Source organism: Arthrobacter sp. P4_H3, assembly GCF_056400885.1.
Genome location: NZ_JBFUKK010000005.1, coordinates 347695 through 372408 on the forward strand (window position 1 = coordinate 347695; position 24714 = coordinate 372408).

A 24714-nucleotide genomic window follows, 5' to 3' on the forward strand; every position below is an offset into this window, starting at 1 on the left:
CGGGCTAGGGTGGACGCATGCCCCAGGTACGCGCCGAACGCTTCATCCGCCTCGATCCGGAAACTGCCTTTGCCTTCTCGCAGACCACCGGCGACTTCCGGCTGAAATGGGATCCCTTCATTTCGGCCCAGGGCTGGCTGGACGGTGCCCGGGCCGCCGGCAAGGGCGTCCGCACCCGCACGGTCTCGAAGATGGGGCTGGTGATGGTGAGCGAATACGTCTCCTACACGCCGCCCCGGAATGTGGGCATGACCATGGTCTCCGGTCCGTGGTTCTTCGGCACCTTTGGCGGCGGGTGGCGGTTCACCCCGGCCGACGGCGGCACCCGTGCAGTCTGGAAGTACACCTTTTCCTGCCGGCCGGCGTGGCTGCGGCCCGTGGCGGAGCGGATCGGCGGCTGGCTGCTGGGCCGCGAGATCGAAAAACGCATCGAAGCCTTCGCCCGGGCCTGCGAGGACCCGCGGCTCGTGGCGGAGTTCCGCGCCCTCAACGCCTGAGCACGCGCTCGGAGTCCTCGAGGGCGGCCCGGACGCGCGCCCCGACGCCCTGCAGCCGGCCCATCGGTTCGGTGGCGTAGACCAGCCGCACGTACCGTGGGGCCACGTCCTGGCCCCACGCCGTCATGGGCGTCGCTGCGATCCGGCCCGCTTCGAGGAGCCGCCGGGACAGTTCCGGTGCCCGCATCCCCAGCGCCTCGGCATCGAGCAGCAGGGACCAGCCGCCTTCGGGAATCACGATGGGAAGCCCCGCCAGTTCACTGGCAACCAGGTCCCGGCGCGACTGCCACTCCCGCACGGCACCGGCGATGCCGTCGTCGTCGGTGGTCAGCGCGGCAAGGACACCTGCCTGGCCGAAACCGCTGGCCACCGCGGTGTTGTAGATCGCGGCGAGGGCAATATCCCCCATGACCTCCGGGGGACCCGCCACCCAGCCGACGCGCCAGCCGATCATGCGGTAGTTCTTGGACACGCCGCCCAGGGTGATGGTGCGGTGCGCCAGCTCGGGGAACGACGCCGGATGGCGGTACGGCAGTCCGTCGAACAGGATCCGGTCCATGGCGGCGTCGTACAGCAGCCAGCAGTCCGCGTGCTGGCAGGCGTCGCGGACGGCGCCCCACTCGGCGTCGGTGAACACGTGGCCGGAGGGCATGGACGGGCTCATCAGCAGGATGGCGCGGGTCCGGGCGGAGACCGCGGCCGCCAGCCGCCCCGGGTCCAGGCGCCAGCGCCCGCCGGACACCGTCAGCGGGACGAATACCGGCACGGCCCCTGCAAGCCGGACGCGGTTGATCATTCCAGCGTAGGTGGGATCAGTGAGTATTACTTCGTCCCCGTGGTCCACGGTGGCCAGGAGGACGCTGAGCATTCCCGCCAGCGCTCCGCCGGTGATCACCACCTCGGAGCGTGGATCGTAGGAGAGACCTGTTTGCTGCCGGAGCCGGTGTGCCACCGCCTGACGGAGGGCCAGCTTCCCGGTGAAGGGCAGCCAGCTGTTGGCGGCCATGTCTCCCACCGCATCGCGGGTGGCGATGATGGCCGACGGCGGCGGCGCGATGTCAGTGTCCAGGTTTTCCATCCGGAGCACGTCGGGATCACCACCGACGGCGGCTGCCACCCTGTCGATGCCGAAAGGCTGAATCCGGGCGAAACGCCCGGTCCTGCCGCGGACCATGTGCCCAGCGTCCCACCGGGTACGGACCGCGTCAATGGGCGCCGGATGTGCCGTCCACCATGGAAATGACAGCCACTGTCTGCTGCCCTTCGTTACGCAGTTCCACGCTGCTGATCCGGCTGATCTGGGTGGGCGTTGCGCCGGTGATCCTGGACCGGCCGCCGGGCGTCGCGGACCAGCTGCAGGCGCGGTCCTCAGTGCCGTCCTGGCCTTTGACCCACAGGGACAATGTTCCCTGGGTGGGCAGGCTGGTCCCCGTGAACGAGACTTCGGTCCCCCACGCCTTCCGCATCAGGGCAAGCTGGACCTGCAGCCCGCCCGGTGCCTCCACCGAATAGCTCGCGTCCGGCTTCGGCGGCTGGTTGAACAGCGGAGCGGCCAGGACTCCCAGCGCCAGGCACGCGGCGGCCACCGCCCCGACGAACGCCGTCCACCGCCGTCGGGATTTCCGCCGCCGCACCGCCAGCTCGTCCAGCAGGCCGGCGGTGTCCCCCGCGGGAGCCACGTCCCCCAACGATGCGGCTCCCGCAGGGGTGGCTTCCGCGGGCGTGGCGGCGGTTGCGGGAAGGCCCTCGCCCGCCCCGCTGACGGTCCCCGGGGTTGCCGGCGCCGCGGAGGCGGTGCCCGTGAGGGCGACGGCGTCGGCGACAGGGAGGGCGTCAAGCAGCGCCGGCAGGCTGGCGAGTTCGTCCAGCTCCCGGCGGCAGTCCGCGCACGCGGTCAGGTGCTGTTCGAAGCGCGACGCTTCAGCTGGCTCCAGCCCGCCCAGCAGGTATGCCCCCAACAATTTGTGCATTTCCGCGCCGCTCACCGCTGCACCCCCATTTCGTCAAGGATGGTCCGCAGCGCCCGCACCGCGTAGAACGCGCGGGACTTCACTGTCCCGGCAGGGATGTTGAGTTCCACAGCCGTTTCCGTAACAGTGCAGCGGCGATAGTGCAGGGCCACCAGGACGTCCCGGTGTTCAGCACTTAGCCGCAGCAGGGCCTCCTCCATCAGGACGCGGTTGAGCAGCTCGTCAACCCGTTCGCTGGCTTCCGCCGGATCAGCCACGTCCCGCTCTGTCGCCTCGATGGGACGGCGCTGGGCCTTTCGGTAGTTGTCGATCATGATGTTCCGGGCAGTGCGGAAGAGGTAGCTCCGCAGGCTGCCGGTAATTTCCGGAGCCTGTTGCCAGACGCGGAGTACGGTCTCCTGAACAACGTCGTCCGCCAGTTGCGGATCGCGGGAGGCGCTCAGCACAAAGCGCCGCAGAGCCGCCCCGTGCTCGCGGTAGATCGCTGCCACGACCTCTTCATCGAGCGGCATCCGCGGCCCTCCCGCTGTTTTGATGGTGCCCTGCATTGTGCTGCCTCGTGCTGCTGCGGCAGGCCTCCCGCCCGCCGTCCCCTGTTACGACGACGCCGCGGCGCAAACGGTTCAGGGAGCGGCCGCTGTGAACCATTCTCCGCCCAAGTACGTCGTACCGGATAGCGCCGGACCCCACCGTTTTGGCCGGCACGAATCCAAGGAGCTGGACATGAAAAAGCAACTCGGCGCAGGGCTGTCAGCTGTGGCGCTGGCCGTGCTTCTCACCGCCTGTGGCGGCGGCACCGAAACGACTCCCACCACTGCGGGAGGAACGACGTCGGCCTCCGCCCCTGTCGAAAAATCCGCGCCGGCGTCGTCCCCGGTCCCCGCGGGCGCGGCGGAGCTGAAGACGGCATCATCCGGTGCCGGCCAGATCGTGGTGGATGCCAAGGGCATGAGCGTCTATTTCTTCACCAAGGACGTCAAGGACTCCGCTACCAGTGCCTGCACGGGCGCCTGCATAGCGGCATGGCCGCCGGTTCTCACGGAAACGGACTCACCGGCAGTTGACGGCGTGACCGGAACGGTGGGAACCATCGCGACGCCGGAAGGTAAAAAGCAGGTCACCCTCAACGGGCTTCCCGTGTACTACTACATCAAGGACAAGGCCGCGGGGGACATCACCGGCCAAGGCGTCAACGGCGTCTGGTATCTGGTCAGCCCTGCAGGAGAGATGGTGAAGGCCGCGGCCACCGGATACTAGCCCGCGGCGTCAGCGTGGCTAGCGGCCCGGCTGCGGACTGGGCAGTTCGGGAGTCGGCACTTCAACGGATGGCGTGGGAACCAGCCCGGACGGATCGGGGCTCACCGGAGGAGACGGAAGCGGCTTCACGGTGGGCAACTGGCCCTGCCCCGGAATGGTGCCCGGATTCCGGGGATCGGGTTTTGCGGGCAGCGTAAGCCCGGGGGTCCCGGATGCGCCTGGTGAGGGTGTGGCGGGATCGGCGGGGGTGTTCCCGCCAGCCTGCCCGCCGGGGGCTGATCCGCCGTCCGCCGGGGATGGCGCCGGTGACGTCGGTGCAGGGGCGGGCGTTCCAGGCACGGTTCCACCGTTGTCCGGTGCGGGCTGGGCGGGAGTCTTCCCGCCGGGCGTCATGGTCCCCACGATGAACGTCACGGCATGACCGACGTTGCCCAGGGTGTGGCGGAAGTTTTCATCCGAGGCCGCAGCAGCGGCGCCTCCTGCGGCCAGGGCCGCCGCGACGGTGAGGGCTGTGAGCGGAAGGCGGCTTTTGCGCCGGCGTCGGGCGGCAAGTTCGTCGACGGTGGGGGCGGCGGATGCAGCGGCGGCGGAAATGGCCGGCGCGGCTGACTCTGGACTGGCGGATATGGCGGACGCCGTGGGCGCTGCCGCAAGCATGGCTGCCGGTGCCATCAGCGCCTCCACCGCTGCGGATGGACGGGGGCTGTCGGCTGCCAGGGCACGCAGTTCCAGCAGGACGGGGCGAAGCTCGCCGTCGTCGTCCATGCCGGCGTCGGCCAGCAGTTCGTCGATGATCCGCTGGTCCCGGGATGAGGAGATGTCACTCATGATGTGCCTGGCTTCCTGTTAAGGCGCGTTCCCTGAGGGCGTTGAGCGCCCGGCGATGCAACTGTTTGACTGCTCCTGGAGTCCTGCCCATGACGTCAGCGGTCTGTTCCACGGAGAGGTCCGCGACCACCCTGAGTGCAAGCACTTCCTGGTGGTCCGGGCTTAGTCCGTCGAGGAGGGCTCCGGCACCTCCGCAGTCAACCTTTGCGAGCGCCTGTTCCTCTGCCGAGGCGGAGCTTCGGCCGTCGAGGTCTGACTCGTAAGGACTGAGGACCGGTCTGCGCTCGTCGCGGCGGTAGTGGTCCACCATGCGGGCGTGGGCGATTGAGAAGATGAGCGACTTGGCGCCTTGGAGTCCGCCGGTCAGGCCGTCAAGCTTCGGATAGAAGGCCAGGAAGACGTCCTGGGTGACCGCCTCCGGATCATCCACACCGCGGGCCCGCAGGTAACCGAGTACGGCGCCGGAGAACTTTCGGTAGACAAGGGTGAACAGCACGGCGGGGTCGGCCCCGGCCGTGTGCACGTATTCATCTGCCAAAGTGTCGAGCACCGTCAGGCTCCTCCATGCCACGCAGCGTGGTCACATATCCGGGTTCCGGAAGGCTGGGGACTGGCGCATGTTGCACCGCGGGACTCCTGCCAAAGTGAAGGAGTCCCGCGATCCACCATAGGCGGCTGTGTTACGGACGGCCAGCTGAGGCGGGCACCTCGGGGAGCTGGGCGGGGACCTCGGCGGGGAGTTCCGGTGCGGCGGGAACGGCTGCCTGGGTGGGCAGTTCCGGTGCTTCCGGAACCTCCGGGACGTTGGGGGTGTTGACGTCGGCGGCGGCGTCGCCCGAGCCGGCACCGTCAACCTTGTGGCTGTCGGACTTGGTAGCGGCAACTACATCGGCGCAGTAGCTGTCGATGTTGGCTTCGCCTTCAGCGGCGATGGCCAGCGATGCGAAACCGGTGGAGGACGTTGCCAGGCCACCCTTGGTGAAGGCGGTGCACAGGCCGTAAGCGGCGGGGCCGGTGGCGTCCGGGCCAACAGCGGTTGCAGATGCTTCGGCCTTGGCGTTGTCGCTCTCAGCGGCGGCATCGGCGGAAGCGGACGGCGTGGCGGAAGCGGAAGCCTCTGCGTTGGCGTCGGCCGTGGCGGTCTCGGAAACGCCGCCGACGTGCGGGGCGGGGGCGCCGAGCAGCTCGTGGGCGCTCTGCTGAACGTCGGAGGGAAGCGCTCCGGCGAATGCGGCTGCGCCGGTGCCACCGACCGCCAGCGTGCCGGCCGCCAATGCGCTCGCGGCAATCTTGCTAGTGGCAAAAACAGTGAACAAGGACATGGAACCCTCCGAAAACATATACAACAGTGTCAGTAACGGCCAGGTTGGATCCGGCCACTCAAGCGGTGCGGACGCGGTCCACACTCCCCTTACATCGCTGCGGGTTCCGGAAAAGTTACGCGGTCCCCAAAATTCTTTTTGGGGACCGCGTAACAGCCGCCGGCATTAGGATCTGACCATGGGCAAGCCGACCGATCTGAAGAACGCGTGACGCCGATGAACTGATCGACGCCCAGTACGCCAGCCACCCCGTGCTGCGGCCCCTTGCGGATGCGTTCCTGGCCTGGGCTGCGCTCCGGCTGAGGGCAGGCTCGAGCCCGTCAAGGCGCGGGCGCGTGGGTTCTTCGACCGGAGGGTGCGGCTGACGTCGGTCGACGAAGTGGACGACGAATACTGGACATCCTGGCGAAAGCGCGCCACCAGACCAGCTGATCCGAACAGCTGGTCTGGGCTTTAGCGCGGGTCAGCCGGAAGGGTGAAGGTCACGGTGGTGCCCTCTCCCGGTGCGCTGGTGAGGCCGATCGACCCGCCGTGCCCTTCGATGATGGTTTTGCTGATGGGAAGGCCAAGGCCTGCTCCCGGAATGGCAGTATCGCGGGACCGGGCCGAACGGAAGAACTTGGTAAATGCCTGTTCCTGGTCCTCCTCCGTCATGCCGATGCCTGTGTCGGTGATCGAGCAGACCAGTTCCGTGCCGTTCCTGCGGGCACGGGCGGTGATCCTCCCGCCGTCCGGTGAGTACTTCACGGCGTTCGATATCAGGTTGCCGAACACCTGCCGGATCCGGGCGGGGTCCACCCGGGCCGTGAGCGGTTGGTCCGCGTCGAGCACCAGGGCCACTCCGCAGAGGGCAGCGCGCGCCTGGTTGGCGGCCACGGCGGCGGCGAGGAGATCTGCGATATCCGTTTCCCGCAGGACGAGCTCCACGTTTTCGGACGCGACGGCAATCAGGTCATTCACCAGGCCCAGCAGACTGCCGGCGTTCCGCTCCACGATCCGCAGCTCAGGCTCTATGTCCTCGTGGCCAGGCTCGTCCAGGACCAGTTCCAGGTAGCCAAGTATTGACGTCAGCGGCGTGCGCAGTTCATGGGATACCGTGGCAACGAAATTGTCCTTGGCAGCCAGCGCGTTTATCAGGGCGGTCACCTCGGCGAAAGTCACGACAGCCCCCGAATTGGTCCCGTCCAGGGACCGGATGGCGCGGCCGCTGACGGAATAGGCGCGTTGCTCCGTTTCTTCGCCCGCCCAGTAAAGCTCATGGGTGAACGCCTCACCCCGGGAAGCCCGCGCGGCAGGGAACCCCTCCGGCGGCACAACGGTGGTCCTGTCGCCGTGATAGAGCTTCCCAGACCCTGCGGCGCGTGTCAGCCGGGCCAACGAGGGGTCGGTCCGCATCGCCCTGTTAGTCAGCACGTCCTGGCCGTTTTCGTCCACCACCCAGACACCCACATCAACGGTTGAAAGCACGGCATCAAGCAACCCCTGATGTTGCACGCTCTCGGCGAGGGTTGCAGCCAGATCACGGTCCTTGCGGACCAGTGTCCGGCGTTGCCGGTACAGAGCGCCGGCCACGACGTGGGCCGTCACCGCGATCGCGGCCATCACCAGCGGCAGGAAGAGGGTCCGGATCATCGAAGCCTGCGCCGGGTCCGGTCCCATGGCGGCGGCGGGGACAACGGTGCTGAGCACTGTCGCGAGGACTGCCAGGACAACCCGGTGCCGGCGCCGGCCCACGGACAGCCAGACCACCGGGAAAACCAGCAGCAGGCTCAGGATGTTGAAGCTGGGGCCGCCGGCCTGCCGCGTAAATCCGATGGCCACGCAGTCGAGGATGGGAATCAGAGTGAATGTTTCGGGGTGGACCCTCCCCCAGGGAACCGCCAGGCAGAGGGCGAACAGTATGGCATGTGCCAGCAGTGCAAGCCTGAACGCGTCATCCGCCAGCGTTGCCGGGCTGAAGATCGCGGCAGCGACCACAACCAGGAACAGGGTGACCGAAAGGGGCAGCTGGCTCAGCACCACACGGCCCCGGGCCCCGAACCCGCCGAAAATCCGGTCGATCCCCTCGATCAGCGGCGCGTCATCGGACAGCGGCACGTCCCCGGCCGGCGAGCCTGATTCGGCCGGCGATCGGTCATCGTTGGACGCCGCCGCCCGCCGCAGCGTTCGAAGCGGGTTGGTTGATCCTTGGATACGGTTCATCGGTCTGTCCCCCCGGCACAGAAAAGAGTCCCCCGGGCTGCTTCAAGGGCGCTGACCACAGTGTAAACCCGCCACGTTGCACGGTTGGGAATACTACGCGACGGCGTCGTGGGACCAGCGCTGTGAAAAGATCAAGCATGCGTCCGATGCAGCACTCCAGCAAACTCCAGAATGTCCGCTACGAACTCCGCGGGCCCATCCTCCAGGCGGCAAAGGAGATGGAAGCCGAAGGGCACCGGATCCTCAAGATGAATCTTGGCGACACCGCACCGTTCGGCCTGGAGGCCCCCGAGTCCGTGGTGGTGGACATGATCCACCACCTGCGCGGGGCGCAGGGTTACAGCGATTCCAAGGGCATCTTCTCGGCCCGCACGGCCATCTCGCAGTACTACCAGACCAGGGGCCTGATGCAGATCGGCGTCGAGGACATCTTCATCGGCAACGGCGTGAGTGAGCTCATTTCCATGTGCCTGCAGGCGTTTATGGAAAACGGCGACGAGATCCTCATTCCTGCGCCCGACTACCCGCTGTGGACGGCCGCCGTCACCCTGACCGGAGGCAAGCCCGTGCACTATCTGTGCGATGAGGACGAGCACTGGTGGCCGGACATGGCCGACGTCGAAGCAAAGATCACCAAGCGTACCAAGGCAATCGTGATCATCAATCCGAACAACCCCACCGGTGCCGTCTACCCGCGGCACATCCTGGAGCAGTTTGCCGAGTTGGCCCGCAAGCACCATTTGGTGCTGTTCTCGGATGAAATCTACGAAAAGATCCTGTACGAGGACGCCCAACATATCCACACCGCTTCGGTGGCCGAGGACGTCTGCGTCCTGACTTTCAGCGGGCTCTCCAAGGCCTACCGGATGCCGGGGTACCGCGCCGGCTGGGTGGCCGTCACCGGTCCGCTCGCCGCAACACTGGCCTACCGGGAAGGCCTGGAACTGCTGGCCTCCCTGCGACTGTGCCCCAACGTGCCGGCGCAGCACGCCATCCAGACCTGCCTTGGCGGCTACCAGAGCATCGAGGCCCTGATCCGGCCCGGCGGCAGGCTGCGCGAACAGCGCGACCGCGCCCATAAGTTGCTCACCGCCATTCCCGGCGTCACGTGTGTGCCCGCGGCGGCGGCCATGTACCTGTTTCCCCGCCTTGACCCGGAGCTTTACCCCTTCAAGAGCGACGAGCAGTTCGTCCTGGACCTGCTGCGTGAACAAAAGATCCTGGTCTCACACGGTTCGGCGTTCAACTGGCCCAGGCCGGACCACTTCCGCTTTGTCATCCTTCCGGCCGTCGAGGACATTGAGGAAGCCGTGCGCAGGATCGCCACTTTCCTCGCCTCGTACCGGACCAGCGCTGCGGACTAGGGGCCCTGGCCCTGCCGGGGGCCAGTGACGCCGGGACGGTCCTGCCCGTTGTGCTCTGCCGTGCCTTATCCTGCCTATCGCGCACCAGTACGTTGACTTGTCTCGTGGACTTAATTTAGCGTTCCCTCCACTGACAACGTTGTCTTTTTGGGGAAAGGCACGCGCGATGAAGGGCGACCTCAGCACTATGCACACAACACGAACCACCGGCTTGCGGGCAGTCACCGCCGTGGCACTGGCGGGCCTTGCCCTTGGCGGAGCCTTGGCCGGGGCCATCCCGGCCGGAGCGGCCACCACTCCGGGTGAAGAGCAGTACCGCCCGGCCGTCCATTTCTCGCCGGAGAAGAACTGGATGAACGATCCCAACGGGATGGTCTTCTACAAGGGCGTCTACCACCTCTACTACCAGCACAACCCGTCCGGGAACACCTGGGGAAACATGTCCTGGGGGCATGCGACGTCCACTGACCTGGTCCACTGGAAGGAGCAGCCGCTGGCGATCCCCACCGATGACCAGCAGGACATCTTCTCCGGCAGCGTGGTGGTGGACAAGAACAACTCCTCCGGCTTCGGCACCGCGGCAAATCCTCCCCTGGTGGCGATTTTTACCAGCGCCTACAAGGACGCCTCCCCGCACCGGGGGCTGCAGGCGCAGTCCCTGGCGTACAGCCTGGACCAGGGCCAGACCTGGACCAAGTACGGCCAGAACCCTGTCCTCAACCGCAACTCAGCCAACTTCCGCGACCCGAAGGTCTTCTGGTACGACGCCCCGGACGGCAGCGGCTACTGGGTGATGACCGCCGTGGAGGCCTTGGACCACAAGGTGCTCCTGTACAAGTCCGATAACCTCAAGGACTGGACCGAGTTGAGCTCCTTCGGGCCGGCGAACGCAACTGGCGGCCTGTGGGAATGCCCTGACCTCTTTCCATTGGCCGTGGACGGAAACCCGGACAACGTCAAGTGGGTCATGGTGGTGAACATCAATCCCGGCGGCGTAGCGGGCGGTTCTGCCGGGCAGTACTTCGTGGGTGACTTTGACGGCACCACGTTCACGTCGGACACCACGGACCCCGCGGATTCCCTCCCGGCCGGAACCCCGCTGGCGGGTTTCAACGACGGAAGCTACGGCGGCTGGACGGTCAACAACGAACCCGGAAACTGGAAGAACGGGCCGTTTGCCGACACCCCGGCACAGGGATCACTGGCAGGACAGAGCCAGGTCACCGGCTATGCCGGGGCCGGGCTGGTCAATTCCTTCAACGACGGCGACTGGCCGCTTGGCTCCATGAGTTCACCGGAGTTCACGGTCGGCAGTGACTACATCAACTTCCTCGTGGGCGGCGGACAGCATCCCCGCATCTCGGACAAGCTGGACAACAATGCCCCGGCCGGAGACCTGCTGTTCAACGGCTTCGAGGTCCCGGACGGCAGCACCCTGGCCGACGCCGGCTGGACCGGAACTGCGGACCTGGCGCCCGCCTTCCAGCCGGCCACGGCAGGCGGCGACTACTTCATCGGGGCCAAACGGATCAACACCTTCGAAGCGGGCGGCGCCCCGGGTGATGACCGCCAGGGCACCCTCACGTCCCCGGCCTTCACCGTCACGCGGAACTTCATGAGCATGCTCGTGGGCGGCGGGCAACGCGCCGCTGACTCCGGGGAAGTGCTGGAAGCCCAGCTCCTGATCGACGGCAACGTTGTCAGGACGCTCAGCGGAGATAACGCCGGCGCGCTCAACTGGAAGGGCTGGGACGTTTCGGAGTTCGCCGGCCGGAGCGCACAGCTACGGGTCGTGGACCAGGCGGGCGGGGGGTGGGGACACCTCACCCTTGACCACGTCATGCTGACCGACCAGGCGGCCGTTCCCCGCTCGGACGAGACCACAGTCAACCTCGTGGTGGACGGGCAAGTGGTCAGGTCCGCCACGGGAACCAACAGCGAAGTCCTGGACTGGGCATCGTGGAATGTCGCGGAGTTCAGGGGCCGCCAGGCCAACCTCCGGATCGTGGACAACAACCGCTTCGGCTGGGGGCACATCCTGGCCGATGAGTTCGTTGCTTCGGCACGGCCGGCCAAGCCCCGGCTGCAGGGCTATGACTGGTTGGACTATGGCCGTGACTACTACGCCTCGGTTTCCTTCGGCAACATGCCCCAGAGCAAGCGCATCATGCTCGGATGGATGAACAACTGGGATTACGCCAACCTCGTCCCCACGTCCCCTTGGCGCAGCGCGATGTCGCTGCCCCGCGAAGTGGGCCTCACCCAGACTGCTGACGGGCCGCGGCTGACCCAGAAGGCGGCCAGCCAGGTTGACAAGCTGGCCGCCAAATCTTCCTACAGCGAGAAGTCTGCCCGCAGCATTGCACCGGGCGTCCACCCGCTTCCGGCTGCGGCGTCGGGTGATGTCCAACGGATCGATGTCACGTTCGCCCCGGGAACGGCAGCCAAGTCCGGCATAACGGTGCTGGGAGACGGGACAACGTCCACTGAGATCGGCTACGACGCTGCAACCGGCGAGGTGTATGTGGACCGGAGCAATTCCGGCAATACGGGCTTCCACCCACTGTTCACGTCGGTGGACTCGGCGCCGGTGACCGTTGATGGAAGCGGCAACGTGACCCTGCGGATCTACGTTGACCGCGCGTCCGTGGAGGTCTTTGCCCAGAACGGCCTGCGCACCATTACGGACCAGGTGTTCCCGGGCGCCGGTGCCGGTCAGGTGGCCCTCTTTGCCGAAGGCGGCACGGCCAGGGTCAAGTCGCTCACGGTCACCCCGCTTCAGCCATCCATGTTTGCCGCCGCACTCAGTACTGTAAAGAACAGCAGGTAGCTGCAACGCCCAAAGGAAAAGGGCCGGTGCACGCGGGATCCCCCGCGGGCACCGGCCCTCTCACTCGAGGCCTCCTTAGGCCCGGGGCTGCAACCAGGTCAGAACCGAGCCGTCCCCTTCGATATGGCGCACCAACTCTCCATTGAAGGCCGCACCGTAGTCCGCGCTGATGTGCTCCTGGAACGCGGCCTCATCCCGGTACACCTCGAAGACGAAGTACTCCCTCGGGTTCGACTCACGCGTGTAGGGCAGGAACAGTTCGTTGCCCGGTTCGCTGCGCACCTTCTCGGTGAGTTCGCGCATCATTTCGGCCACCCGGGCTTCGCTGCCGGGCTTGACCGTGAATTCGGCGTAAAGCGTTTTGGTCATGGTGCTCCCTTTCAAGGATGTGTCTGTACTGGGGCTGTGTGGGGTGAGGCAAAAGCGGACCAGGCCGGTCGCTCAGGACGGCGGGATCTCACCGGACCCCCGCACGATGAGTTCCGACGGCACGATGTACGTTGTCGGGGCAATCCGGTCGCCGTCGATGCGGGCCAGCAGGCGCTCGGCTGCGAGCTTGCCTATCCGCTCCGGGTGCTGGGCAATCACGGTGATCCCCGGTTCCATCATGTCCGCCAGCGTGAAGTCGTCGAACCCCACCAGCGCCACGCGCTTGCTGGCACCCAGCTCCTTGAGCGCCCTCATCACTCCAAAGGTGACCAGGTTCTGGCTGGAAAAAATGGCGGTTGGCGGGTCGTCGGAGGCCAGGAGCTCCAGTGCCGCCAGCCGCGCCGACTCCTCGTCGTGCAGTCCTTCGCGGACTGGAACAGCTGACGTGGCGAGGCCGGCCCTCCCCAGTTCCCCGATGAAGCCCTGCCTCCGTTCCCGCGCTGTTTGGATTTCGGTGCGGTCGCCCAGGTAGGCGAGCTTCCGGTGTCCGTGGGCCAGCAGATGGGAGGCCGCTGTAGCGGCACCGACGGCGTTGTCCGTCACCACGGCATCGGCGTCGATGCCTACGGGCTCGCGGTCGATGAACACCATGGGCAGGTCCCGGGAGTGCTCCGGGATGACGTATGCCTGGCTCTTGGCAATCGGCGTCAGCACCAGGCCGTCCACCCGCCGGCCCAGGAATGCGGCGACCAGCGCTTTCTCACGCTGGGGATCGTCGTCCAGGCTAGCGGCGAACACGGCGATCCCGCGTTCAGCGAGTGAGTCCTCCAGCGCCCGGTGGATCTCTCCGCTGAACGGGTTGGACACACTGGGCAGCAGGAGGCCGATGCTCAGCGTCTGCCGCCCGGTCCGCCGGAGGCTGCCCGCGGCCATGTCCAGCTGGTAGTTGAGCTGCTGGGAGGCCCCGAGGACGCGGAGCCGGGTGGACTCGGAAACGCCCGGTTCCTCGTTCATAACGCGCGACACCGTCTTGATGCCGACCCCGGCCAGCGCCGCCACATGGCGCATTGTGGGCCTGCCCTGCGTCGCCTCTGCTTGGTAACGATTAGACATCGTTGTCAAACCTCGCCCTTCATTATCGATTTATGCCTTGACTGTACCTTGTGAGCTTGGTTACATGTTCCATGACATCGTTGTCAGGCACAACTAGTGCCACGGAAACAGGAGATTCAATGTTGAGTTCCACAGCCCCACGGACCGTCGCAACCCGATTGTTCGCCCTCGGCGCCGTCCTGACGCTCGGCACGCTCAGCCTGACGGCGTGCGGCGGTAACACCTCCTCCGCCGGCTCCACCGGCGGTTCGTCGTCGGAGAAGATCGGCGTCTCGCTGATCGTCAAGACCACCTCGAACCCGTTCTTCGTCTCCATGCAGGATGGCGCCAAGAAGGCCGCCGAGTCCGGCGGAGTGGACCTCAAGCTGGCAGCCGGCAAGGCCGACGGCGACGAGGACACCCAGATCCAGGCCATCGAAAACGCCATCTCCAAGGGCGACAAGGGCATCCTGATCACCCCCAACGGCCCGTCCGTCGTCGACGCCCTGAAGAAGGCGAAGGACGCCGGCCTCTTCGTCATCGCCCTGGACACTCCCCCGGACCCGGCGGATGCTGCTGACATCACCTTCGCCACGGACAACTTCGCCGCGGGTGAGCTCATCGGAAAATGGACCGCGGCCCAGCTCGGCGGGAAGAAGGCCACCATCGCCCTCGTGGACCTCTTCGATGACAAGATTGTCTCGGTCGACTACAACCGCGACCAGGGCTTCCTCACCGGGCTCGGCATCGACACCGCCGACGCGAAGAAGAACGGCGACGAGGCCAAGACCGGCAAGTACACCGGCGGCAAGGGCGGCGACTACGAGCTCGTCGGCAACCAGGCATCCCAGGGCAACGAGGACGGCGGCCGCACAGCCATGGAAACCCTCCTGGCCAAGAACCCGAATATCAACGTCGTCTACACCATCAACGAACCGGCAGCCGCCGGAGCGTATGAGGCCCTGAAGTCTGCCGGCAAGGAAAAGGACGTCCTGGTGGTCTCCATCGACGGCGGCTGCACCGGTGTGAACAACGTCAAGTCAGGTGTCATCGGCGCCACTGCACAGCAGTACCCGGTCAAGATGGCCGAACTGGGTGTGAAGGCCATCGTCGACCTGGCCAAGACCGGCAAGAAGCCCGCCAACTCCGAAGGCCTGGACTTCTACAACACCGGCGTCGAACTCGTCACGGACAAGCCGGCCGACGGCATCAAGAGCATCACCACCACCGCGGCATCCGACATCTGCTGGGGGAAGTAGCCACGCAGTATCACTGAGTGCGGGGAGGTCTGAGCCAGTTGGGCCGCCCCGCACTTCATCTCCCGAGCTATCCCGCTACGCAATAGCACCCATCATCGAAGATCAGGACATATCGTGACCCAGCAACAGACCGCCGGACCGCCCAGCGCCGGGCATGCCGACCTGGCGGAGGAATTCCTCGACCGACAAACGCCGCTTAGCCGGATACGCAATATCCTCCACCGTTACCCCGCCGTCAGCCCTGCCCTCGTCCTCCTCATCGCGGTGGTCGTGTTCGGCCTGCTCAATGACAGGTTCCTGCGGGTTGAAAACCTCTCGCTGATTACGCAGCAGGTCTCCGTCGTCGGCACCCTGGCCATCGCCCAGACCCTCATCATCCTCACCGCCGGCATCGACCTTTCCGTCGGTGCCGTCATGATCCTCTCCTCCATGGTCGTGGCCCAACTCGCCGTCAACAACGGACTGCCCGCGCCCCTCGCGCTGCTCGCGGGCCTGGTCATCGGACTCGCCGCCGGAGCCTTGAACGGGTTCCTGGTCACCAGGTTCCGGCTCCCCCCGTTCATCGTCACCCTGGGCACACTGAACATCTTCATCGCGCTGACCCTTCTCTACTCCAACGGGGCCACCGTGCGCGGCTCGGCGATGCCGGACCTGCTGACATGGACCGGATCCACCTTCCCGGTGGGCCCGGTGCGGATCTCCACCGGCGTCGTCGTGATGCTGCTGCTCTACATCGCCATCGCGTTCATCCTCGGCAAAACCGCCTGGGGCCGGCACGTCTACGCCGTGGGCGACGACAAGGAAGCCGCCCGGCTGGCCGGTATCCCCGTAAACAAAGTCCTCATGAGCGTCTACCTCGCCGCCGGCGCCGTCCTGGCCATCGGCGCCTGGATCCAGATCGGCCGGACCAACGCCGCCAGCCCCAACGCCGGCGTCGACCTGAACCTCGACTCCATCACCGCCGTCGTCATCGGCGGAACCAGCCTCTTCGGCGGCCGCGGCTCCGTCTGGGGAACCCTTTTGGGCGCCCTGATCGTCGGTGTGTTCCGCAACGGCCTGTCGCTGGCCGGCCTGGATGTGCTCTACCAGACCCTCGCCGTGGGCGTCCTCATCATCCTCGCTGTGTCCATCGACCAGTGGATCCGAAAGGTGAAATCATGACCGCCACCCAATACCAGCCTGCCAGCACCGGGCTCCGCCAGCCCATCCTGCAGGCCAGGAACCTCGTCAAGACCTTCGGCCGCGTAGTGGGCCTGGACGGAGTCAGCCTCGACCTGTACCCCGGCGAAGTCCTGGCCATCATCGGCGACAACGGCGCCGGCAAATCCACGCTCATCAAATGCCTCACCGGCGCCGAGATTCCGGACTCGGGCGAACTCATGGTTTCCGGCAAACAGGTGCACTTCAAACGCCCGCAGGACGCCCGCGTCCACGGCATTGAAACCGTGTACCAGAACCTGGCAGTCTCGCCTGCCCTGGACGTGGCCTCCAACCTGTTCCTGGGCCGGGAGGAACGCCTGCCCGGCCCGCTGGGCAAAATCTTCCGCGTCCTCGACACCAAGGGCATGCGCCGCAAGGCCAAGGAAGAGCTGACCCGGCTGGGCATCTCGACACTGCAGGACGTGACGGTCCCCGTGGAGAACCTGTCCGGCGGCCAGCGCCAGGCTGTGGCGGTGGCGCGGGCCGCGGCGTTCGGCTCCAAAGTGGTGGTCCTGGACGAGCCGACGGCGGCGCTCGGCGTGCGCGAATCCAACCAGGTCCTGCAACTGGTCCGCGACCTGCGGGACCGCGGGCTCCCCGTCATCCTGATCAGCCACAACATGCCGCACGTATTCGACGTCGCCGACCGTATCCACATCCAGCGCCTCGGCAAATGCGCTGCCACCATCACGCCGCAGTCGCACAGCATGACCGATGCGGTGGCCATTATGACCGGCGCGGCCACGGCCTGAGCGCCGCAGTAGTTTCACCAAAACTCCGTCCGCGGACCGGATCACCGGTCCGCGGACGGCTTCACGAAAGAGACCCAATGTTCAATCCCGGTTCGCACCCCTCCCCTGCCGACAGCCCCGACGTCATCGTCGTCGGCGAGGCGCTGATCGACGTCGTCAGCCGTCCCGACGGCGACGTGGAGCACCCCGGCGGTTCGCCGGCCAACGTCGCCTACGGGCTCGGCCGGCTGGGAGTCAGCACGGGATTGCTGACGGCAATCGGCGACGACGCCCGCGGGGCGGCGATCGAAGCTCACCTGTCCAGCGCCGGAGTCGTGCTGCTGCCGGGGGCCCGTTCCCTCGGACGCACTGCTTCGGCAACGGCCACGATCGCCGCTGACGGTTCGGCCAGCTACGTCTTCGACATCGACTGGCGGCTGGCGGCGCTGGCGCCGGCCTTTTTTCCGAAGGTCCTGCACACCGGCTCGATCGCCACGTTCCTGGCACCGGGCGCCGCCGCCGTCCGGACCCTGCTGGAGCAGGCACACCGGGACTGCATGGTCACCTACGATCCCAACATCAGGCCGGCACTGCTCGGCAGCCACCATGAAGCGAAGTCCCTGTTCGAGGAACTCGTCCCCCTGACCGACGTCGTCAAACTCAGCGACGAAGACGCCCGCTGGCTGTACCCGGGGCAGGACCTGGAGCAGACCGCGGAGAGGATCCTGGCCCTGGGCACCGGGCTTGCCGTCATAACGGCCGGAGCCGAAGGATCACTGCTCCGCGCGGCTGAGGGCAGTCTTCACATTCCGTCCGTGACCACGTCCGTGGCGGACACCATCGGCGCGGGCGACTCGTACATGGCCGCCCTGATCCTGGGGCTGCTGACCCGCGGCACCGCCGGGCTGGCCCCTTCGGTGCTCGAGGCCATCGGCCGGACAGCATCGGCTGCGGCGGCGATTACGGTCAGCCGCCCCGGCGCCAACCCGCCCAGCCTCGACGAACTCCGGGCGGCCCAGGACGCGGCTGCCCAGGACCGGGCCGCCCATCAGCGGGCGGATCAGGACGCGGCGGCCATCGGCGTGTAGCTGAAGGACTTCAGCGTCAGTGCCCCGTCCTTGGTCGATGCCTTCAGCCCCTTGGGGGCGCCCTCGGGAAACGCCAGCGATGTCAGGGTCTTCTCCCCGCCGTTGACGAACACCTCAACGGAGCTGTAGTCGACATAGATTGTCAGCTGCACCCGGCCCTCGCGGGGAGCTGATTCCGCCCGCCGGACCGTGCCGTAATCGGGTGCGAGTCCGGCGGTGTCCTTGGCTCCGCCGTCACGGGAGACGAACGCGGTTTCCGATTCGAAGTCATAGCCCACTGTGGCGAAGACCCCGTTTTCGGCGAGCAGCTCCACCTTGGCCTCGGAACCGTCGTCCCCGGCCGCGCGTTCGAGCGTGAGGTCAAGCCGGTACGCACCGCCGTCGGGCGACGGCAGCCCGGCAGTACCGTCCGGAGTCAGTTTCCTGTCCTCCACAGTGACCGTCCTGCCTTCCAGTGACTTCAGTGCGTTGGTGGGCGTGGAGACGAGCGTGGGCTTGCCGGAAACGGTCTTCAGCCGGATGTCCCTGACCACCGTATCGGCGCCGCCGTGCCAGTCTTCCGTGGGCAGCTTTCGCGCATAGGCCCAGTTGTTCAGCCAGGCGATGGCGTGGCGGGAACCCATGCGCTGGCTTTCCGTGAGCCGCGGGTCGTCCCAGGTCACGGCGGCGTAGAAATCGGAGCCGTCGTCGAGCCACTGGTGCTTCTCGTGGGACGGCGTGAAGCGTGTGCCGTCCCAGGCACCGGTCCAGTAGGCCACACCGGTGGCCTTTCCCTCCTCGGCCCCGTTGGCGCTGGCGGCGAGCACCCATGTCCGTTTGGCCGGGTCGCCGTCCACGTCGAGCTGGAAGAGCTCGGGGCACTCAAGGACGCCCAGGCCCTCGCGCTCAAAACCGGACAGGTAATGCCATTCCTTCAGGTTGGAGGACGCGTACAGTCCGATCTTCCCGCCCTCCGCCAAGGCCATGACCCACTGGTTGTTGGCTTCATCGCGGATGATCTTCGGGTCGCGCCAGTGCTGCTCCCCGGGGTTCTCCATCACCGGGTTGCCGTCGTAGGCCTTGAACGAATACCCCTTGTCGGTGGAGTAGAACAGCGACTGCCGCTGCACCCCCTCGTCCTGCTGGGTCATAACGGCGATCACGGCGTCCTTGCCGAACCCTGCGGAGTTCCCATGGTCCACCACAGCGCTGCCCGTCTCGATGTCTCCAAGGCCGTTCTTGTACTTCTCAATGGCCACCCCCTCGTCCTTCCAGTGCACCAGGTCGGTGCTGGTGAGGTGGTACCAATCGGTGCCGTTCTCCCCGGGGTAGCCGGAGTTGTAGAGGTAGTAGTAGTGCCACTGACCGTCCAGCCAGAAAGGCCGCTGGGGATCGTTCATCCAGTTTTCCCGGGGCGTGATGTGGTAGCTGGGCCGGTAGGCGGAGGCTCCGTCCGGACGCGCGAACGCCGAATCTGCCGGTGCGGGCACCTCCGGTCCGGCCCCGAGGTCGGCCAGCATGGCATCCACCGCTTCGGGAGTGATGCAGCCCGGCCGGGGAATGTCCGCGGAACCCGCCCGCACCACTTGGTCCCGCACGCTGGACCGCACATAGACGTCCTGGCCCAGCCGGGCAGCGGCCACCCAGCCTTCGGCGCATTCGATGGTGCGGAGGTCGGAGACGCCGTCGGTCACCAGCGGATGCGCCAGGCCCTCCAGGCTGCGGTCTCCCCCGGCCAGCCAGTACGAGCCGTAACGGCCCTTTGCATCCTTGGCTTCCGACTGCGCCCTGGCAACGTCAGCCAGCGCTTGCTCAGCCGGGCTGCCCGGGTCCGGCCGGGACCCCAACCCCACCACCACGGCCACCGCCACCAGCACCAAGGCAGCGGCAGCGGCCACCGCGGCCCACAGGGCCCGTGGCGTGAGTTTGCTGGGAAGAAACCTGAGTGACATGTCCACCGATCATCGTGATGCAAAAACGCCGGCGCCGGGTTTATAGCCGGCGCCGGCGTTCTGCATTCTGGTCTGATTTCACTCAATTTTACAGGGGATGCGCCCCGGTGTTCCCGCCGCGGTCGCCGCAGCCCTGGCGCAGGGACCTAGGCGTCAGCCTCTTCGAACTCAACCGCAGCAACAATTTCCTTGGTCGAGGGGCTGATCATGTAAGCCTCATCGTCCTCTTCCACCATGATGAAATCACCGTGGTCCGTGATGAAGTGCCAGGCCAGGACAGTCTCGCCGTTGTGCTCGTAGTTGGGATCGCCCATGGTGATCTTCTGCAGCTCGTGGCCGGCGACGTCGCACAGTTCGCGGATGATCAGTTCGAACTCCGGCGCGTTCTCAAGTGCCTCTTCCGCGGCCTCGGCCTGGCGTTCGGCCAGGTTGGGGATCTGCGCCACGCGCTCTGCGATGTGCAGCTCCAGCTGCTCGTCGGCCAGCACCAGCAGTCCTTCCTGGCTGCGGAGCCACGCGGCGTTCAGCGCAAGGATGTCCTCGGTCTCCAGCAGCGACTCGAAGTCGTCGTCAAGCCCCTGGAGTTCCCGGACTGCCTCGGCAGACCGGGCCGCCTCCGCAGTGGCGCTCCCGCGGTCGCCGTCGGTGCTGTCGTCGGCGTCGCCGTCGTCGTCGGCGTCGTCGGTGCTGTCACCGTCGTCGTCGGCGTCGTCAAAGTGTTCAGTGTCCCCGTCCAGATACGTGTCGGCGTCGTCTTCGGAGAGGGCATCAAAAGCCGCGGCCGCGCGGTTGAACAGCGCCAGGTGGGCGGTGGCGCCCATGCCTTCCAGGCCTTCGCGGACGTAGGCGTCGATCTCTTCGCGCTCCGGCACGGTGAAGACGTACTGCGCGAAGCCGCCGGCCAGCGCCTGGGTGAGGTAGAAGTCAACGTAGTAGCTGCGCAGGGCGTTCGGCGCAATTTCCGGGGCGTCGAGCAGTTCCGCGTACATGGCGTTGACCACCGTCACGTTGGAATCAACCACGTCCTCGTTGGCCGCCGGGGCGCTATCGATTGTCAGGACAACGGGGTGCTTGCTGGCGGGCTGAACGGTGCTCATGGGAAATCCTCACTGCTGAAAGCGGGTGGTGCTCAGGACCCTTTCACGCTATGCAGCGGACCGGTCCACGGGTTGAGGAGGAGTTGAACGTTGGGCGAAGTTTCAGGGCCTGTCCCGGCTCGGTAAGATGGGTCAGATAACCTGCAGATTTTTACCTGCTGAAAGTAGCGCGCACCATGCCATCCCAACCGGACGAGAGTGCGGCACTGGCAATACAGACCCCCGCGATCAACGACCGCTCCCTCGCGGCCGGACTCGCCTACGCCATGGGCAGCCGGGTCTCGGGGATTTCCTTCGATGCCGCCACCGGCCTAATGCTCGGCAAGGTCCGCGGCGGATCGGACGCGCCCTATTCAACCACTGCGAAGCTGGTCCGGAAGGCGGGCGGCTGGAGCTGCACCGTGGGCGTCTGCAGCTGCCCCGTGCGGAAGGACTGCAAGCACGTGGCCGCGCTGCTGTTCGCCGCGGAGGACAATCCGGCCACTCGCGTCCAGCTGCTGGCCCCGGCCGGGGCCACCAGGTTGGCCCGTGAGCCGCTCGCGCAGGAGATGCCGGACTGGGAGCAGGCACTGGGCCCGCTCATTGCGCGGCCGGGAATCACCCAGTCCACCAACGGCATCCCGCTGGCCCTGCAGTTCGACATCGAAGAGCCTGCCCCGCACTTCTCCTACACGGGCCGGCGTGATCCGCTCCGCAGCGTGCGCCAGCTCAAGGCACGCCCCGTGATCATGGGCGCCAAGGGCAAGTGGATCCGCGGCGACGTCTCCTGGAACACGCTCAGCTACCTCAACTACCGGCGCGAATGCAACGAGTCGCACGTGGAGTGGATGCAGGAATTCCTTGCGTCCCACACCGCCCTCGCCAACCGCCAGCACAATTCCACCGCGCCCTGGCTGGGACTGAACACCTACGCCGGAAAAAACCTGTGGAGCCTGCTGGCCCAGGCGCGGAAGATCGGCGTCGCCCTGGTGCACGCCAGCGGCCCGGAACCCGTACGGTTCGTGGAGGACCCTGCCGCCGTCGGACTTAATCTGACCCGGTTCGGCGCTTCCGGCGGGGATGAAGCCGGCGCCGTCTCAAACGGGAAAACGCCCGACGACGGCGGGCTGACGCTTGCGCCCACCATCACCGTCGAGGGGGATGTGGTTGATCCGGCGTCCGTGGGGACGATCGGCCGTCCTGCGCACGGGATCTTCCTGACGTCCGGAGGGGACGCCCTTCCGGGCGTGGGCACCGGATCGATCATCACGCTGGCTCCCCTGGAAAGCGGCCTCAGCGAGGAACTCCTGACGTTCGTCACGGCCGGCAGCGCCCTGCACATTCCGGCCCGGGACGAGACCCGGTTCCTCACCGGTTTCTACCCCAAGCTCAAGCAGGCCGCCCGGGTCACCGCGTCGGACGAGTCCGTTGAGCTGCCCACGCTGGCCGTTCCCACGTTGTCCCTGCTGGCAAACTACGGCACCGACCACAAAGTGCGCCTGCACTGGGAATGGCATTACAAGTCCGGGAACCTGGTCACGGCACAGCCGCTGTGGCGCCACCCGGGCGACCATGGCTACCGGGACGACCCCACCGAAGCCCGCATCCTCGAGTCCGTGGGCCAGCCCTGGGAGGTTGTACCCAAGCTGGGCGAATCCGCCACGGGCGGCTGGGGCACCCCGCGGCTGGCGGCGTCAGCAGAGCTGAGCGGGCTGGACACCCTGGCCTTTACCGAGGAAGTGCTGCCGCAGCTCCGCAACACCCCGGACGTCGTGGTGGACACCGCGGGCGACATCGCCGACTACCGCGAGGCCGAGGAAGCCCCCGTGGTGGCCATCTCCACCAAGGCCACGGACAGCCGCGACTGGTTCGACCTGGGCATTGTGATCACGCTTGAGGGCCAACCGGTTTCCTTCGCCGCGCTGTTCTCCGCACTGGCGGCCGGTGAAACCCGGATGCTCCTGCCCAGCGGCGCGTACTTCTCCCTGGACCTGCCCGAACTGCATCAGCTGCGCGCCCTCATTGACGAAGCCCGTTCATTGCAGGACAACAAGGATGCACCGCTGCAGATCAGCCGGTTCCAGGCGGGTCTCTGGGACGAACTGGCGCACCTGGGCATTGTGGACGAGCAGGCCGCCGCCTGGCGCGAGGCCGTGGGCGGGCTGCTCGAGGGCGGCATCAAAGGGCTGCCCCTGCCGGCCACGCTGAATGCCGAGCTGCGCCCGTACCAGCTGGAGGGTTTCAACTGGCTGAGCTTCCTCTACCGGCACGGACTCGGCGGGGTGCTGGCTGACGACATGGGCCTGGGCAAGACCGTCCAGGCGCTGGCACTGATCTGCGCAGCGAAGGAAGCCACCCGGGTTCCGGCGGGCATCGTTGCTGACGGGGCGCAGGCTTCCGACGACGACGCCGCCCCGGGTGCGGCCGCCGCACCGGGCTCCGCACCCTTTCTGGTTGTGGCCCCCACCAGCGTGGTGGGCAACTGGGAGGCTGAAACCGCAAGGTTCGCTCCCGGCCTCACCGTCCGGGCCATCGGTGAGACGTTTGCAAAGAACGGCGTGGACCCGGCCGAGGCCATGGCCGGCGCGGACATCGTGATCACGTCCTACGCCTTGTTCCGGATCGACTACGAGGCGTACGCGTCCCGCGAATGGGCGGCCCTGGTGCTGGACGAGGCCCAGTTCGTGAAGAACCACCAGTCCAAGGCCTACCAGTGCGCGCGGAAGCTACCGGCGGCGTTCAAGCTGGCCATCACCGGCACGCCGCTGGAAAACAACCTGATGGAGTTCTGGGCGCTCACCTCAATTGTGGCGCCCGGCCTGTTCGCGAGCCCCAAGCGGTTCGCCGAGTACTACCAGAAGCCGGTGGAGAAGAACGGCGACAAGGGGCAGCTGGACAAGCTCCGCCGTCGGGTCCGTCCGCTCATGATGCGCCGCACCAAGGAGCAGGTCATCCACGACCTGCCGCCGAAGCAGGAACAGATCCTCGAGGTGGTGCTGAACCCCCGGCACCAGAAGGTGTACCAAACCCACCTGCAGCGGGAGCGCCAGAAGATCCTGGGCCTCATCGACGACGTCAACAAGAACCGCTTCACCATCTTCCAGTCGCTGACGCTGCTGCGCCAGCTCAGCCTGGACGCATCCCTGGTGGATCCTTCCCTGTCCGGTGTCCGGTCCAGCAAGCTGGACGTGCTGTTCGAGCAGCTGGAGGACCTCGTGGCCGAGGGCCACCGGGCACTGATCTTCAGCCAGTTCACCGGGTTCCTGGGCAAGGTCCGTGAGCGGCTGGTCGAGGAGAAGATCGAGTTCTGCTACCTCGACGGCGGCACCCGCAACCGTACCGATGTGGTGAACGAGTTCAAGAACGGCACCGCCCCCGTGTTCCTGATCAGCCTCAAGGCCGGCGGCTTCGGCCTGAACCTGACCGAGGCGGACTACGTGTTCCTGCTGGACCCGTGGTGGAACCCGGCCTCGGAGGCACAGGCCGTGGACCGCACCCACCGGATCGGGCAGGCACGGAATGTGATGGTCTACCGGCTGGTCGCCAAGGACACCATCGAGGAAAAGGTCATGGCGCTGAAGGCGAAGAAGTCTCAGCTGTTCGCGGACGTCATGGAGGGCGATGCGCTCTCCGGCGGTTCCCTGACAGCAGAGGACCTGGCCGGCCTGTTCAACGACTGAGGGTTTGACGGCCAGCGT

20 protein-coding genes are annotated in these 24714 nt (G+C 66.7%); 9 read left to right on the forward strand and 11 right to left on the reverse strand.

The features are described from left to right. The first annotated feature begins 17 nt into the window (after positions 1-17). Entirely contained in the window at positions 18-497 is a 480-nt protein-coding gene (locus AC1DRE_RS09765) for an SRPBCC family protein (RefSeq protein ID WP_476984439.1), read from the forward strand. Here AC1DRE_RS09765 and AC1DRE_RS09770 read toward each other — a convergent pair. The 3 genes from AC1DRE_RS09770 to AC1DRE_RS09780 are packed head-to-tail and all read right to left on the reverse strand — an operon-like array spanning position 487 to position 2979. Then, positions 487-1671, reverse strand: coding sequence for a pyridoxal phosphate-dependent aminotransferase (locus tag AC1DRE_RS09770; protein ID WP_476984440.1), 1185 nt, complete (start codon positions 1669-1671; stop codon positions 487-489). The two genes, AC1DRE_RS09765 and AC1DRE_RS09770, sit on opposite strands and share 11 nt — an antisense overlap. A gap of 31 nt (positions 1672-1702) precedes the next feature. Continuing rightward, complete coding sequence (locus AC1DRE_RS09775; RefSeq protein ID WP_476984441.1) at positions 1703-2482, reverse strand: anti-sigma factor family protein; 780 nt, start codon at positions 2480-2482, stop codon at positions 1703-1705. Then, positions 2479-2979, reverse strand: coding sequence for a sigma-70 family RNA polymerase sigma factor (locus tag AC1DRE_RS09780; protein ID WP_476984570.1), 501 nt, complete (start codon positions 2977-2979; stop codon positions 2479-2481). The genes AC1DRE_RS09775 and AC1DRE_RS09780 overlap by 4 nt, the downstream gene beginning before the upstream one ends. 211 nt (positions 2980-3190) lie before the next feature. Here AC1DRE_RS09780 and AC1DRE_RS09785 point away from each other — a divergent pair, with 211 nt between their 5' ends. After that, positions 3191-3724, forward strand: a complete 534-nt coding sequence (locus AC1DRE_RS09785; RefSeq protein WP_476984442.1) for a COG4315 family predicted lipoprotein — start codon at positions 3191-3193, stop codon at positions 3722-3724. 18 nt (positions 3725-3742) lie between these two features. On the opposite strand, the gene AC1DRE_RS09790 is transcribed toward AC1DRE_RS09785, so the two are convergent. From AC1DRE_RS09790 to AC1DRE_RS09805, 4 genes are all read right to left on the reverse strand, one after another. Next, complete coding sequence (locus AC1DRE_RS09790; protein WP_476984443.1) at positions 3743-4552, reverse strand: hypothetical protein; 810 nt, start codon at positions 4550-4552, stop codon at positions 3743-3745. Then, a complete protein-coding gene (locus AC1DRE_RS09795; RefSeq protein ID WP_476984444.1) occupies positions 4545-5102 on the reverse strand; it encodes an RNA polymerase sigma factor in 558 nt (185 codons plus the stop codon). The genes AC1DRE_RS09790 and AC1DRE_RS09795 overlap by 8 nt, the downstream gene beginning before the upstream one ends. Positions 5103-5232: 130 nt before the next feature. Further along, the gene (locus AC1DRE_RS09800) at positions 5233-5874 is read right to left on the reverse strand and encodes a protein tyrosine phosphatase (protein ID WP_476984445.1); all 642 of its coding nucleotides are present in this window, start codon (positions 5872-5874) and stop codon (positions 5233-5235) included. A 453-nt stretch (positions 5875-6327) separates the two neighbouring features. Beyond that, a complete protein-coding gene (locus tag AC1DRE_RS09805; protein ID WP_476984446.1) occupies positions 6328-8076 on the reverse strand; it encodes a sensor histidine kinase in 1749 nt (582 codons plus the stop codon). Between the two features lie 137 nt (positions 8077-8213). Here AC1DRE_RS09805 and AC1DRE_RS09810 point away from each other — a divergent pair, with 137 nt between their 5' ends. Next, on the forward strand, positions 8214-9440 hold the full coding sequence (locus AC1DRE_RS09810) for a pyridoxal phosphate-dependent aminotransferase (protein ID WP_476984447.1): 1227 nt from the start codon (positions 8214-8216) through the stop codon (positions 9438-9440). 187 nt (positions 9441-9627) lie between these two features. Then, positions 9628-12270: a GH32 C-terminal domain-containing protein gene (locus tag AC1DRE_RS09815; protein ID WP_476984448.1), complete on the forward strand. Its 2643-nt coding sequence runs from the start codon at positions 9628-9630 to the stop codon at positions 12268-12270. A gap of 75 nt (positions 12271-12345) precedes the next feature. On the opposite strand, the gene AC1DRE_RS09820 is transcribed toward AC1DRE_RS09815, so the two are convergent. Both AC1DRE_RS09820 and AC1DRE_RS09825 read right to left on the reverse strand, forming a co-directional pair. Then, entirely contained in the window at positions 12346-12639 is a 294-nt protein-coding gene (locus tag AC1DRE_RS09820) for a putative quinol monooxygenase (RefSeq protein ID WP_476984449.1), read from the reverse strand. 72 nt (positions 12640-12711) lie between these two features. Then, positions 12712-13707 carry a LacI family DNA-binding transcriptional regulator gene (locus tag AC1DRE_RS09825; RefSeq protein WP_476984571.1) on the reverse strand — a complete coding sequence of 332 codons (996 nt, stop codon included), beginning with the start codon at positions 13705-13707 and terminating at the stop codon, positions 12712-12714. A gap of 164 nt (positions 13708-13871) precedes the next feature. Between AC1DRE_RS09825 and AC1DRE_RS09830 the strand changes: the two genes are divergently transcribed. The 4 genes from AC1DRE_RS09830 to AC1DRE_RS09845 all read left to right on the forward strand — a co-directional run bounded on the left by AC1DRE_RS09830 (position 13872) and on the right by AC1DRE_RS09845 (position 18009). Beyond that, positions 13872-14990 (forward strand): substrate-binding domain-containing protein, encoded by a 1119-nt coding sequence (locus AC1DRE_RS09830; RefSeq protein WP_476984450.1) that lies wholly within the window; start codon positions 13872-13874, stop codon positions 14988-14990. Positions 14991-15104: 114 nt separating this feature from the next. Continuing rightward, on the forward strand, positions 15105-16151 hold the full coding sequence (locus AC1DRE_RS09835; RefSeq protein WP_476984451.1) for an ABC transporter permease: 1047 nt from the start codon (positions 15105-15107) through the stop codon (positions 16149-16151). After that, on the forward strand, positions 16148-16942 hold the full coding sequence (locus tag AC1DRE_RS09840) for an ATP-binding cassette domain-containing protein (RefSeq protein ID WP_476984452.1): 795 nt from the start codon (positions 16148-16150) through the stop codon (positions 16940-16942). Before AC1DRE_RS09835 ends, AC1DRE_RS09840 begins: the two co-directional genes overlap by 4 nt. 77 nt (positions 16943-17019) lie before the next feature. Continuing rightward, positions 17020-18009, forward strand: a complete 990-nt coding sequence (locus AC1DRE_RS09845) for a carbohydrate kinase family protein (RefSeq protein ID WP_476984453.1) — start codon at positions 17020-17022, stop codon at positions 18007-18009. On the opposite strand, the gene AC1DRE_RS09850 is transcribed toward AC1DRE_RS09845, so the two are convergent. Beyond that, positions 17982-19940, reverse strand: coding sequence for a glycoside hydrolase family 32 protein (locus AC1DRE_RS09850; RefSeq protein WP_476984454.1), 1959 nt, complete (start codon positions 19938-19940; stop codon positions 17982-17984). The two genes, AC1DRE_RS09845 and AC1DRE_RS09850, sit on opposite strands and share 28 nt — an antisense overlap. Before the next feature lie 146 nt (positions 19941-20086). Further along, complete coding sequence (locus tag AC1DRE_RS09855; protein ID WP_476984455.1) at positions 20087-21037, reverse strand: DMP19 family protein; 951 nt, start codon at positions 21035-21037, stop codon at positions 20087-20089. Between the two features lie 176 nt (positions 21038-21213). Here AC1DRE_RS09855 and AC1DRE_RS09860 point away from each other — a divergent pair, with 176 nt between their 5' ends. Next, a complete protein-coding gene (locus tag AC1DRE_RS09860) occupies positions 21214-24696 on the forward strand; it encodes a DEAD/DEAH box helicase (RefSeq protein WP_476984456.1) in 3483 nt (1160 codons plus the stop codon). Positions 24697-24714: the final 18 nt, after the last annotated feature.